The organism is Pseudomonas sp. VE 267-6A, from assembly GCF_024126555.1.
Lineage (GTDB): Bacteria > Pseudomonadota > Gammaproteobacteria > Pseudomonadales > Pseudomonadaceae > Aquipseudomonas > Aquipseudomonas palmensis.
Map to the genome: position 1 here is coordinate 104,512 of NZ_JAMYBY010000012.1, position 12,772 is coordinate 117,283.

Sequence of the window (12,772 nt, forward strand, 5' to 3'; positions counted from 1 at the left end):
TCATGCCTAAATTAAATCGATAAGCATTCGTATTAAGGGTGATCCGATGATGTCCCGCTGTGTATTTCTAAACGGAATTTCCCGTCGTAAAACAAGGAGAAGGCCGCGATGTTCGCGCCGATTACCCGTTCCATGACGTTGACACTGGGCCTGTACGGCACCGCCTGCAGCGCCGTCGCACTGGCTGACAACGAACCCCTGCCCGACGCCGCCCCCCAGGCGCTGGAGCTGGGTTCGACCAACGTGAGTGCCCAGGGCCTGGGCAGCACCACCGAAAACACCGGGGCCTACACCACCGGCAGCATGAGCACCGCCACCCGCCTGAACCTGTCGATCAAGGACACCCCGCAGTCGATGTCGGTGCTGACCCGCCAGCAGCTGGACGACTTCCAGCTCGACAACCTCTCCGAAGCCATGGGCCAGGTGACGGGCGTGGTGGTGCAGCGCAACGACTCCGAGCGCCCCACCTACAACTCGCGCGGCTATGCCATCGACAACTTCCAGATCGACGGCATGCTCAACACCTTCGCGGGGCTCAAGTCCGACTCGGACACCATCATCTACGACCGCATCGAAGTGGTGCGTGGCGCCACCGGGCTGACCACCGGCGCCGGCGACCCGTCGGGCACCATCAACATGATGCGCAAGCGCCCCACCCATGAACTGGCGGTGAAAACCGGCCTGCGTGGCGGCAGCTACGACAACTACTACAGCTATGTCGACGTGGGCGGGCCGCTGGCCTTCGACGGCCGTCTGCGCGGGCGCAGCGTGCTGGCCTACCGCGATGCCCATTCGTTTCGCGACCGCTACCAGACCCAGCGCGAGGTGGCCTACGGCATTCTCGAGGGCGACCTGAGCGACGACACCGTGCTGGCGGTGGGGTACGACTACCAGAACAAGCATGTACAGGGTGCCTCGTGGGGCACCGTGCCGTACTGGAACGCCTCCGGTGGCAAGGCCAAGCTGCCGCGTTCGAACAACATCTCGGCGCCGTGGAGTTCATGGCCGCTCAAGGACGAGACCGTGTTCGCCACCCTCGACCAGCGCCTGGGCGGCGACTGGCACCTCAAGGCGGCCTACACCTACCGCCAGAGCGAAACCGACGGCAAGGTGTACTTCGGTGGCCAGGGCTTCCCCGAGGCCGACCGCAGCGGCATGAATGCCTGGGTCAGCCACTTCATCGGCGACGAGAAAATGAGCGCCGCCGACCTCAACCTGGGCGGGCCCTTTGCGCTGCTGGGGCGCGAGCACGAATTCATGATCGGCTATGGCGAGTCGCAGCGGCGCAACAGCGCGCCGCTCAAGCGGCCCCTGGACCTGCCGCCCGGCTACACGACCATCCCCGACTGGAAGTACCTGGGCGGGGTAGACAAGTTCGCCGATACCGTGACCAACCTGGATGGTTCGCGCGATACCACGCAGCAGAAGGCCGGCTATGTCGCCACCCGGCTGAACGTGACCGATGCACTGCACCTGGTGCTGGGCAGCCGCTACGGCAGTTGGAAGGTCACGGGGCGCTCATGGGCATTCGATGCGGCGGGGCAGGTGGTGGAGAACCCGCGCTCCAGCCGCACCCACAATGACGTGTGGACACCCTATGCGGGCGTTCTGTACGACATCACCGACCAATACACCGTGTACGCCAGCTACACCGACATCTTCAAGCCGCAGAACTACAAGGATGTCGACGACAAGTACCTGGAACCGGTGGTGGGCAGCAACTACGAGGTGGGCCTGAAGGGCAGCCTGCTGGACGAGCGCCTGAACCTGTCGACGGCGGTGTTTCGCAGCAAGCAGGACAACGTGGCCGAGGTGGACGATTCCATTCCGGTAGGGCCCAACGGCGAGCAGTATTACAAGTCCGGCGGCAAGGGCAATACCGTGGAGGGCTTCGAGGCGGAGGTCGCTGGCGAGGTGATGGCGGGGTGGAACATGACCCTGGGCTACAGCTACACCCACTCGCTGGATGCCGAGCACAAGCGGCGCAACACCACCCAGCCGTTGAACATGGTGCGCTGGAACAGCACCTACAGGGTGATGGACAGGTTGACCGTGGGTGGGTCGGTGGATTGGCAGAGCGACATCTACCGCAGCGGCAATCGTCCGGTGGGGCGAGGCAGCGATGGCCGGATCATCACGGCGCCGGCTGACATTCGCCAGCGGTCCTACACGGTGGTGGGGTTGATGTCCCGTTACGAGTTCGACGAACACCTGTCGGCGTCCTTGAACGTGAAGAACCTGCTGGATACCAGGTACTACAACAACGTGGGGTTCTACAACGGGGTGTACTGGGGTGATCCGCGCACGCTGACGGTGAGCCTGGATTGGCGGTTGTAGCGCCCTGAAGCCGAGCCAACAGGGCTGGCGATGCATGCCCTGTTGGCCGGCGATACCGTGCGCTGAGGCCGTGATAAGGCCTTACCCCATCTGTTCGAGCAACCCGCGCAACCGCTCACGCCCGGCGTCATCCAGCCCGAACACCGGCCTGCGCGGCTCGCCCACCTCCAGCCCGGTCAACGCCAACCCTGCCTTCACCGTCGCTGGCAAGCCGCCCTTGAGGATGAACTCCAGCAATGGCAACTGCCGGTAGAACAGCGCCCGCGCCGCCTCAAGGTCGTTACCCAGCACGGCCTGGTACAGCTGCTGGTTGAGCGCCGGAATCAGGTTGGCTGCCGCCGTGCACCAGCCCGTGGCACCGGCCACGAACGCTTCCAGGGCCAACGGGTTGCAGCCGTTGTAGAACGGCACCTGGCCTTCGCCCAACTGCTGCAGTTTGTGCATGCGCTGGATGTCGCCGGTACTCTCCTTGACCATGGTCACGTTCTCGACCTGGCGCACGATGCGCATGATCAGCTCCACCGACAGGTCGGTGCCGCTGGTGGCCGGGTTGTTGTAGAGCATGATCGGCACGCCGATGCAGTCGCCGATGCTCTGGTAGTGCTGCAGGATCTCGGCCTCGCTCAGCTTCCAGTAGGCCGCCGGCAATACCATCACCGCATCTGCCCCATGGGCCTCGGCAAAGCGCGCGCGGCGCATGGCGCTGGCGGTGGTCAGGTCCGAGACGCTGACAATGGTCGGTACCCGCCCGCCAATGTGCGCCAGGCTGAACTCGGCCACCTGGTCCCACTCGCGGTCGCTCAGGTAGGCGCCTTCGCCCGTGCTGCCCAGGGGTGCGATGGCCTGTACGCCACCTTCGATCAGCCGATCGATGGAGCGGCCAAGGGCCGCCAGGTCGAGCTGGGTGCCGTCGGCGCTGAACGGGGTGATGGTGTAGCCGATGATGCCGTGAAAAGTCGTGGACATGAAAAACACTCCGCAGAAAACAGGTTCAGTTCAGGCAATCGGCATGCTGACGCAGGCACTGCCGGGCATAGTAGGCGAACGCCGCGCCGTGGCGCTTGGGGCGGGCGATCCAGTCGTGCGCTTCGCGCCCCAGCACCGGCTCGATGGGCTTGATCTGGCCGGCTGACATCGCCAGCAACTGCAGGCGCGCCGCGCGCTCGATCAACTGCGCGATCACACAGGCTTCCTCGATGCTGGCGCCGGTCGACAGCTGGCCGTGGTGCGAGAGCAGGATGGCGCGCTTGTCGCCCAGCGCCGCGCTGATCAGCTCGCCTTCCTCGTTGCCCACCGGCACCCCGGGCCAGCCTTCGAGAAACGCGCAGTCCTCGTACAGCGGGCAGAGGTCCATGTGCGACACCTGCAACGGTACCTCGAGCATCGACAGCGCGGCGATGTGGGTCGGGTGGGTGTGGATGATGCAGTTCACATCCGGGCGTGCGCGGTACACCCAGCTGTGAAAGCGATTGGCCGGGTTGGGCATGCCGCTGCCTTCGAGCACCTCCAGGTCCTCGTTGACCAATAGCAGGTTGCTGGCGGTGATTTCATCGAAGCCCAGCCCCAGTTGCTGGGTGTAGAAGGTGCCCGGTTGCGGGCCGCGGGCACTGATCTGCCCGGCCAGGCCGGAGTCGTGGCCGTTGTCGAACAGGATTCGGCAGGTCAGCGCCAGCTTTTCACGCACAGTCCACGTATTATCGGCAAGCGAGCCCTGCATCTGTTCCAGGGCCTGCTTGACCAGTTGGTCCTTGGGGAGTGCTAATGTCTTGGCCATTGGGGTTTCCTCGGTGGCGGATCGGACGTCAGGGCTGGCCCGCCCCGGTTGCTTGGAAGGTGAGCGGGGTGGTCAACCTCATGACACAAACAAGGCTATATGACACAAAGTGTCATTGGCAAGGGAAAGGTTGCCCATTGCACCGGGAATAGCGGCGTTAAATGTCTATCCGATTGAAAGTATTAAGAAAAAAACTTGGGCTGACGCTTGAGACGCTGGCCGAGAAAACGGCCATGACCAAGAGCTACCTGTCCAAGGTGGAGCGGGGTCTGAACACGCCTTCGATTGCGGCGGCGCTGAAACTGGCGCGGGCGTTGAACGTGAACGTGGAAGAACTGTTCGCCGAAGACCAGCCTGCGCAGGCGCGCTACAGCCTGGTACGCCGGGGTGAACGCCAGGCGTTGTCCGGCAGCGCCGAAGGGCCGGGCTACGCGGTGCTGGCCCAGCATATCGGCCAGCGCAGCCTGCTGCCGTTCATCATCTGCCCGCCGGCGGACTTCAGCGACTCGACGTTCAAGGAGCACCTTGGCGAAGAGTTCCTGTTCGTGCACGAAGGGCAGGTGGAAGTGGACTTCATGCACGAGCGGGTGTTGCTCGAGCGCGGCGATGCGCTGCACTTCAATGCCCAGACACCGCACCGGCTACGCTCGGTCGGGGCGGTGCAGGCGCAGTTGCTGGTGGTGGTGCACGACGCCGATTCGCCGGTTTAACCGGGCTGTCGAATGAACGCCACCGGCACGTGGGCCGTCAGCCATACGCCATTGTCGGCCTGGAAGAACGCCAGGCCCTGGGCGTGCATTGCCGCTGCATCGACGTGCAGCAGTACCGGTGAGCCGTAACGCTGGCCGACCGCAATGGCCGTGGCGGGGTCGTGGGACAGGTGCACGTGGTGACGGTTGCCGGCGATCAGGCCCTGTTGGGCAATCGAGTCGAGAAAGCGCGTTGCCGTACCGTGGTACAGCTCGGCAGGCGGCGCCTTGGGCGCGTACTGGAGCTCGACCGTCGCTGTCGAGTGCCCCTGTACGGCGCGAATCCTGCGGCCATCGTCCGACAGGCCGAAGCGTTTCTTGTCGCTGCTGGCCACCACCGCCTGCAGGTGCGCCAGGTCCAGCGCGCGGCCCTGGCGAGCGGCGCCGGCAATCAGTGCATCGACATCGCCCCAGCCTTCGCTGTCCAGTTGCAGATCGATGGATTCGGGGGCGTGACGCAGCACGTAGCTGAGAAATTTGCTGGTTTCGGTGAAGCGCTTGCTGCTCATGCGGGTCTTCCTTGAACGGTCTGCGCGGCAGCTTATCAGGGCGCGCGAGTGACGACGAGCGGTGCGCAAGGGGCAGTGGCACGCCCTGAAGCCTGATAGAGTGCGCGTTGTTCCACTGCCCACAGGCCCGCACGCGATGACCACCACCTCGTATTTCTGGCGTGACCCGGCGTTGCCCTTCATCGAGGCGCGCGGGGTCGCAGACGGTCGCAAGGTCTGCTATGCGCGCCATTCCCATGCCGGGTTCTCCATCGGTGCGATCACTGCCGGGCGCAGCTCCTACCTCAGCGGGCACACCTGGCGCGAGGTCGAGACCGGCACGGTGGTGATGATGAACCCCGGTGTGGTGCATGCCTGCAACCCGATCGCCGACCAGCCGTGGTCGTACCTGATGCTTTACGTGGACATGCCGTGGCTGACCCGGCTTGGCTTCGCACCGGTCGCTGCCACCCTGAGTACCGCCCCGGCCCTGTTCGAGGCCCTGTTGCAGCTGTACGACATGCTCATCGACAACCAGCGTGGCACGGCGTGCAAGGCGGCGGCTGCCGAAGCGTTCTTCGGCGACCTGCGCCAGCAGCTGGAGGCAGCGCCACCGCCGCTGGCCAGGCCGGATGCGCGCCTGGAGCGGGCGGCGGCATTCATTCGCGCACATTGCACCGAGCCGCTCAAGCTCGAAGACATCAGCCAGGCGGCCGGCTTGTCCACCTCGTATCTGATCCGCACCTTCAAGCAGCATTACGGCCTGACCCCGCACGGCTTTGTGCTGGACTGCCGCGTGCAGTACGCCCGCGCCCAGTTGCGCCAGGGCCGGCTGATCGCCGAGGTGGCGCTGGAGGCCGGGTTTGCCGACCAGGCGCACCTGCAACGGGCATTCAAGCAGCACCTGGCTGCGACGCCCGGGCATTACCGCTCAGCCTAGGCGCTGTACGAAAAGCCTTGATACTCGGTGATGCTGGGTTGAAAAAAGCCTGACCTTCGTCTTTTTCATACAGACCCCTGCATCAGGTACAGCGCGCTCAGCACCAGCAGGGCGGCCAGGCTGCGATTGAACAGGCGCAGGCGCCGCGGGTTGTCGAGGTAGCTGCGGATCAGGCTGCCGGCCAGCGCCCAGCAGCCCAGCGAGAGGTAGCAGATCACCAGGTAGATCAGGCTGAACTGGCCCAGCAGGGCGGTTTCGCCCTGGCCCACGAAGGCGCCGATGCCCGCCACGCAGGCCAGCCAGGCCTTGGGGTTGAGCCATTGCATGGCAGCGCCGCGCAGCAGGCTGGGTGCGTGGGTATCACGCCCTTCACCGAGCGCGCCGTCGTCGCGGGCCAGCTTCCACGCCATGTACAGCAGAAACAGCACCCCGGCCCAGTGCAGGGCAACGGCAAGGCCTGGCCAGTGGCGCAGCACCTCATGCAGGCCCAGGCCGATCAGTACCAGCAGCAGGATGAACCCCAGGGTGGCGCCGGTAACGTGGCGCATGGCCGGGCGCAAGCCATGCCGTGCGCCGGCGCCCAGGGCAACGATGTTGACCGGGCCAGGGGAAATGGAGGCGGCCAGGGCGAAGGCGGCCATGGAAAGGCTGAGGCTCATGCGGCAGATCCTTGAGGGGGAGGGTGCAGCGAGGGTAGGCGGGAAGGTCGGTGGGGTATTGAAGGAAATTGCCCTGTGCCGCAGCGCGTGTTTTGCCACAGATTGAAATAATTTCACGCTGTGAGAAAAGTCAGCTGAAATTGTAGGATCACCGTCCCTAATTGACCCAAGGTTGATATGACTTCGTTCTCGGAGCCTCCCAGTACCCGGCCGTCCTGGCCATCCTCCCTTTCCCGTCCCCGTGACGTTTCCCGCCTGAGTACCTGCCCATGGAATGGCTAGCCGACCCCACGGCCTGGCTGGGCCTTGCCACGCTGATCGTGCTCGAGCTGGTACTGGGTATCGACAACCTGGTGTTCATCGCGATTCTCGCCGACAAGCTGCCGCCCCATCAGCGCGACCGCGCGCGGGTGATCGGCCTGTCGCTGGCGCTGATCATGCGCCTGGGCCTGCTGGCCAGCATCTCGTGGATGGTGACGCTGACCGCGCCGCTGTTCGAGGTGTTCGACAAGAGCTTCTCGGGCCGTGACCTGATCATGCTGTTCGGCGGTGTGTTCCTGCTGTTCAAGGCCACCATGGAGTTGCACGAGCGTCTCGAAGGGCATGTCGCCCACCATCAGGGCCCGGCGCGCCATTCGGCGTTCTGGCCGATCGTGGCGCAGATCGTGGTACTCGATGCAGTGTTCTCGCTGGACGCGGTGATTACCGCCGTGGGCATGGTCGAGCACCTGTCGATCATGATGATCGCGGTGATCTTCTCCATCGGCATCATGATCGTCGCGAGCAAGCCGCTGACCCGCTTCGTCAACGCCCACCCCACGGTGATCATGCTGTGCCTGGGCTTTCTGATGATGATCGGCTTCAGCCTCACCGCCGAGGGCTTGGGCTTTCATATACCCAAGGGGTACCTGTATGCGGCAATCGGCTTCTCGATCCTGATCGAGCTGTTCAACCAGCTGGCCCGCGCCCGGCGCAAGCGCAGCCTGCAACAGCACCGGCCATTGCGCGAGCGCACCGCCCACGCGGTGATGCGCATGCTGGGCGGGCGCCGGTTGCAGGCCGACGAGGTGGGTGAGGACATCGCCGACCTGGTCGAGGATGGCGATGAACAGGTGCTGTTCGACCGCCGCGAACGGGTGATGATCAGCGGCGTGCTGAACCTGGCCGAACGCCCCATCAGAACGCTGATGACGGTGCGCGCCAAAGTCGACTTCATCGACCTGGCGCAACCGCCGGAGGCGATCCGTACCGCGCTGATGCATTCGTCCTACTCGCGCCTGCCGCTGATTCGCCAGGGGCGGGTGGAGGAGCCGCTGGGCTTCGTGCACAAGAAGGAGCTGCTCAGGGAGCTGCTGGCCGGTCACGAGCCGGACCTGGAGCGCCTGGCGCGCACGCCGCTGAACCTGCTGGAGAGTTTCAGCATCCTCAACGCGCTGGAGCAGATGCGCAGCCAGTCGACCCACATCGCCTTCGTGGTCAACGAATTCGGCGACTTCACCGGCGTGCTGACCATGACCGACATCCTCGAGTCCATCGCCGGCGAGCTGCCCGATGCCAGTGAAGTCGAAGGGCCGGGCATCGTGCAGGCGCCGGACGGCTACCTGGTCAACGGCGCGCTGAACCTGCGCCAGATCCAGGCGCAGATCGGCTTTGCGGCCAAGCCCACCGAGGACTACCAGACCCTCGCCGGCCTGGTCATGAGCCTGCTCGACCGCCTGCCGCGGGTGGGCGATCAACTGACCTGGGGCGACTGGCTGATGACCGTCGAGGCTGTGCAGGAGCGCCGGGTGCGGCAGGTACGGCTTACACCGAACGCCGCCGCTGACGCAGCAGGTGCCTGACCCCCTCGAGCACCAGCACCACCACTGCCAGCCAGATCGGCAGGTAGGTCAGCCACTGATCCCGGGCGATGCTCTCGCCCAGGATCAGGGCCACCGCCACCAGCAGCACCGGTTCCACATAGCTGAGCAGGCCGAACAGGCTGAACGCCAGCAGACGGCTGGCCATCACGTAGGTGACCAGCGCCAGGGCGCTGATCACCCCCAGGATCGGGATCAGCACGTAGAGCTGGGGGTGGGCCAACAGGTCGGCTGCGCTCAGCGGGCCCTGCACGATGAAGTACACCGAGGGCGGCATCATCAGGCACATGTCGGCCCACAGCCCGCCCAGGTGATCGGTGCGCAACTTGCGCCGCAAGATGAAGTAGAACGGGTAGCCGCCGGCCACCAGCAGGGTTTCCCAGGCGAACGAGCCATGGCGTATCAGTTCATGCCCCACCCCCACCACGGCGCAGGCCACGGCGACCTTCTGCAGGCGTGACAGGCGCTCGCCGTACACCACCCGCCCGGTCAGCACCATGGTCAGCGGCAGCAGGAAGTACCCCAGCGACACCTCCATGCTGCGCCCGTGCAGCGGTGCCCACAGGAACACCCACAGCTGCAGCCCCATCAATGTCGAGGTACCCACCAGCCCCAGCAACAGCAGCGGGTTGCGCCGGATGCGCTGCAGTACGCCGATTGCCAGTGGCCAGTCCTTGGACAGCAGCATGAACAGCGTGATGCACGGCAGGGTCAGCAACATGCGCCAACCGAAGATTTCCTCGCCGTCGAGGGGGGTGAGCAGGGAGGTGTAGTAGTACATCAGGGCGAACAGACACGACGCCATGACCGATGAAACGATGCCTCTGGACAAGGGGGCCTCGGGAGCACGAAGGGGTAGGGAAGTGGTGAGCGCGCATGATCTCAGGGGCGCGTCACCTGGGCAACCGGCTGTGTGCCCAATGCAGCCACGAATTCGGCCAACGGCATCGGCCGGGCGAACAGGTAGCCCTGCTGGAAGTCCACCCGGTGCCGGGCCAGGTAGTCGCGCTGGGCGATGGTCTCCACGCCCTCGGCGACAATGCCCAGGCCCAGCTTGCCCGACAGCTCGATGATGCTGTCGAGGATATGCAGCGACAGAGCATCGACGCCGATCATGGCCACGAAACTCTGGTCGATCTTCAGGTAGTCGACCTTGAACTGGCGCAGGTAGCCCAGGCTCGACTGGCCGGTGCCGAAGTCATCGATGGCGATCATCACCCCCAGGGCCTGCAGCCTTGCGAACAGTTGCTCGGTGGTGTCGCTGGGTACCACCAGCTTGCGCTCGGTCAGCTCCAGGGTCAGGATCACCCGGCCAGGCGGGAAGGCGGCGAGAAAATCGCGGCAGTCGTCATACAGGGCCATGTCCTGGCAGTGATCGGCAGTGATGTTGATGCCCACATGAAAGCCGTCGCCAAAGCTCTCGGCGTGGGGCGCCAGGCCTTCGGCCACGCGCTGCATCAGGCGCCGGGTCATGGGCACGATCTGGCCGCTGTGCTCGGCATAGGGAATGAACAGGTCAGGGCGCACCATGCCTTCGCGCGGGTGCTGCCAGCGCATCAGCACCTCGGCGCCGGCCCAGCGGTAGTCACCCTCGCGCACCACCGGCTGGAAGTACGGGATGAACTCGTCGGCCTCCAGTGCCCGTTGCAGCTCCACCCGTGGCGAACTGGCCCTGCGCAGCTGCCAGCGGCAGGCCGCGCCGGCCATCACGCCCAGCAGGGTCACCAGGCCGAACAGCCCCGGGTACTCGGCGCGCATCAGGCGCCAGGGCTCGCCAGCGGCATAACCGCTGTGCACCGAAAAACGATAGCGCTGCGAGGCCTGCTGCGTCGGCGCCACGGCAAACACCGGGGGCGGGCCCTGGTGCACCACGCCGTCTTCGCCCATCCAGTTGGGGCCTACCTGCAGCACCAGGGTGGTGCCCTGGTCGAGCAGCTCCAGGGCGCTGCTCAGGTGGTCGCCATCGACGGTGGTGATGGCGCCGTCGTTGCCCTTGCTGAGCCGGTAGGCCAGCAGTGCATGGCCGGGCGTCACCGAGTTGCCGTTCATCAGCCACAGGCTGCCATCGACATAGTCCTTGGCATCCACCGGCTCGCTGAAGTTGCCAAACAGCGAACTGCAGTACAGGTCATTGTCACGAAACAGGTTGCTGGAGCGCACGAACGAGCCGCGTGTCACCTGTTCGCGCAGGGCCAGTGTGGCCTCTGCGCAGGGTTGGCGGGTCAGGGGCAACAGGGCCTGGGCGGCGCCGGCGATGTTGTCGAGGATGCGTTCGAAGTGCCCGGTGACCAGGGCGGCCGTGTTCACGGCCCTGGCCTCGAGCTCGCGCTGTGCCTGCCAGTGCATGATCAGCACGCCGGACACCACCGGTATCGCCCCCACCAGCCATGGCAGCAGGGCTCGCAGGGTCCAGCGACCGGGGCGTTTTTTCGTGAGGGGCATGGTGGCTACCTGTGCGGGATGAGCGCGGATGATTTCAAGGGCAGGGTTTCCCTGGTACCCCTGAGCGCACAGCATAGCCGTTCATCGGCCCGTATACAGCTGAGGCGTCAGCCTGATGTACTGCAGGGGAGGCTGCCGCTGTCGGCAGGCCCGGGCACTAAAGTACTTACAATTTTTCTTACGCCCTGTAGAATCGCGTTACGCATACAATAATAAGGTCCTTCGCCACTGGAGGATCAGACGGCCGAGAATAGGTCCCATATGAAGTGTCATGGGTTCAAACTGATTTATGGTGACTACCTCGCCCGCAGTGTGAGGGGCATCTCCTGCGCGCCGCCACGTTCGCTCCACATCGACAGCAAGCTACCCCTGTGATTTGAACGCTTTGATGATGAGGAAACGAACATGGCAGATATCTTCGAAAACCCGATGGGCCTGATGGGCTTCGAGTTCATTGAACTGGCCGCACCTGTCCCGGGTACCCTGGAGCCGATCTTCCAGATCATGGGCTTCACCAAGGTCGCCAGCCACCGCTCCAAGGACGTGCACCTGTACCGTCAGGGCGGCATCAACCTGATCCTGAACAACGAACCCAAGAGCGTGGCGTCCTACTTTGCCGCCGAGCATGGTCCGTCGGTGTGCGGCATGGCCTTCCGTGTGCGCAATGCCCATGAAGCCTATGCCCGTGCCCTGGAGCTGGGTGCCCAGCCGGTCGAGATCGAGACCGGGCCGATGGAACTGCGCCTGCCGGCGATCAAGGGTATCGGCGGCGCGCCGCTGTACCTGATCGACCGTTTCGAGGAAGGCAGCTCGATCTACGACATCGACTTCAAATGGATCGAAGGCGTGGACCGCAACCCGGTCGGCGCCGGCCTCAAGATCATCGACCACCTGACCCACAACGTGTATCGCGGGCGCATGGCCTACTGGGCCGGCTTCTACGAGAAGCTGTTCAACTTCCGCGAGATCCGCTACTTCGACATCAAGGGTGAGTACACCGGCCTGACCTCCAAGGCCATGACCGCCCCCGACGCGATGATCCGTATCCCGCTGAACGAGGAGTCCTCCAAGGGCGCCGGCCAGATCGAAGAGTTCCTGATGCAGTTCAACGGCGAGGGCATCCAGCACGTCGCCTTCCTCACCGACGACCTGATCAAGAGCTGGGACGCGCTGAAAAAGCTCGGCATGCGTTTCATGACCGCGCCGCCGGATACCTACTACGAAATGCTCGAAGGCCGTCTGCCGAACCACGGCGAGCCGGTGGGCGAGCTGCAGTCGCGGGGCATTCTGCTGGACGGCTCGTCCGAGGCGGGCGACAAGCGCCTGCTGCTGCAGATCTTCTCCGAAACCCTGATGGGCCCGGTGTTCTTCGAGTTCATCCAGCGCAAGGGTGACGACGGCTTCGGCGAGGGTAACTTCAAGGCCCTGTTCGAATCCATCGAGCGCGACCAGGTTCGCCGCGGTGTACTGACCGCCGAGTAAACGCGGCGCGTATGCAAAAAGGCCATCGAGCATGCCTCGATG

General features: G+C 64.7%; 10 protein-coding genes and 1 pseudogene. 5 read left to right on the top strand and 6 right to left on the bottom strand.

From position 1 onward, the window contains the following. Window positions 1–108 precede the first annotated feature (108 nt). Window positions 109–2,337 (top strand): TonB-dependent siderophore receptor, encoded by a 2,229-nt coding sequence (locus tag NJH59_RS15745; protein WP_100633912.1) that lies wholly within the window; start codon window positions 109–111, stop codon window positions 2,335–2,337. 81 nt (window positions 2,338–2,418) lie between these two features. Here the strand turns inward: NJH59_RS15745 and NJH59_RS15750 are convergent, their stop codons facing one another. Beyond that, on the bottom strand, window positions 2,419–3,303 hold the full coding sequence (locus NJH59_RS15750; RefSeq protein ID WP_100633914.1) for a dihydrodipicolinate synthase family protein: 885 nt from the start codon (window positions 3,301–3,303) through the stop codon (window positions 2,419–2,421). A 25-nt stretch (window positions 3,304–3,328) separates the two neighbouring features. After that, entirely contained in the window at window positions 3,329–4,111 is a 783-nt protein-coding gene (locus NJH59_RS15755; protein ID WP_043862936.1) for an aldolase, read from the bottom strand. A gap of 161 nt (window positions 4,112–4,272) precedes the next feature. Here NJH59_RS15755 and NJH59_RS15760 point away from each other — a divergent pair, with 161 nt between their 5' ends. Beyond that, the gene (locus NJH59_RS15760; protein ID WP_043862935.1) at window positions 4,273–4,821 is read left to right on the top strand and encodes a helix-turn-helix domain-containing protein; all 549 of its coding nucleotides are present in this window, start codon (window positions 4,273–4,275) and stop codon (window positions 4,819–4,821) included. Here NJH59_RS15760 and NJH59_RS15765 read toward each other — a convergent pair. Beyond that, window positions 4,818–5,369: an RNA 2'-phosphotransferase gene (locus tag NJH59_RS15765; RefSeq protein WP_253086992.1), complete on the bottom strand. Its 552-nt coding sequence runs from the start codon at window positions 5,367–5,369 to the stop codon at window positions 4,818–4,820. The two genes, NJH59_RS15760 and NJH59_RS15765, sit on opposite strands and share 4 nt — an antisense overlap. A gap of 136 nt (window positions 5,370–5,505) precedes the next feature. Between NJH59_RS15765 and NJH59_RS15770 the strand changes: the two genes are divergently transcribed. Next, window positions 5,506–6,288, top strand: coding sequence for an AraC family transcriptional regulator (locus tag NJH59_RS15770; protein ID WP_104573088.1), 783 nt, complete (start codon window positions 5,506–5,508; stop codon window positions 6,286–6,288). Window positions 6,289–6,353: 65 nt separating this feature from the next. Here NJH59_RS15770 and NJH59_RS15775 read toward each other — a convergent pair whose 3' ends face one another. After that, window positions 6,354–6,947, bottom strand: a complete 594-nt coding sequence (locus NJH59_RS15775; protein ID WP_058540672.1) for a LysE family translocator — start codon at window positions 6,945–6,947, stop codon at window positions 6,354–6,356. Between the two features lie 269 nt (window positions 6,948–7,216). Here NJH59_RS15775 and NJH59_RS15780 point away from each other — a divergent pair, with 269 nt between their 5' ends. Further along, window positions 7,217–8,788 carry a TerC family protein gene (locus NJH59_RS15780; RefSeq protein ID WP_043862931.1) on the top strand — a complete coding sequence of 524 codons (1,572 nt, stop codon included), beginning with the start codon at window positions 7,217–7,219 and terminating at the stop codon, window positions 8,786–8,788. Here NJH59_RS15780 and rarD read toward each other — a convergent pair. Next, entirely contained in the window at window positions 8,751–9,638 is an 888-nt protein-coding gene (rarD, locus tag NJH59_RS15785) for an EamA family transporter RarD (protein ID WP_253086993.1), read from the bottom strand. The two genes, NJH59_RS15780 and rarD, sit on opposite strands and share 38 nt — an antisense overlap. 61 nt (window positions 9,639–9,699) lie before the next feature. Next, window positions 9,700–11,248: pseudogene (locus tag NJH59_RS15790) on the bottom strand (EAL domain-containing protein). A gap of 405 nt (window positions 11,249–11,653) precedes the next feature. Between NJH59_RS15790 and hppD the strand changes: the two are divergent. Then, window positions 11,654–12,730 carry a 4-hydroxyphenylpyruvate dioxygenase gene (gene hppD, locus NJH59_RS15795; protein ID WP_054915379.1) on the top strand — a complete coding sequence of 359 codons (1,077 nt, stop codon included), beginning with the start codon at window positions 11,654–11,656 and terminating at the stop codon, window positions 12,728–12,730. The last annotated feature ends 42 nt before the right edge of the window (window positions 12,731–12,772 follow it).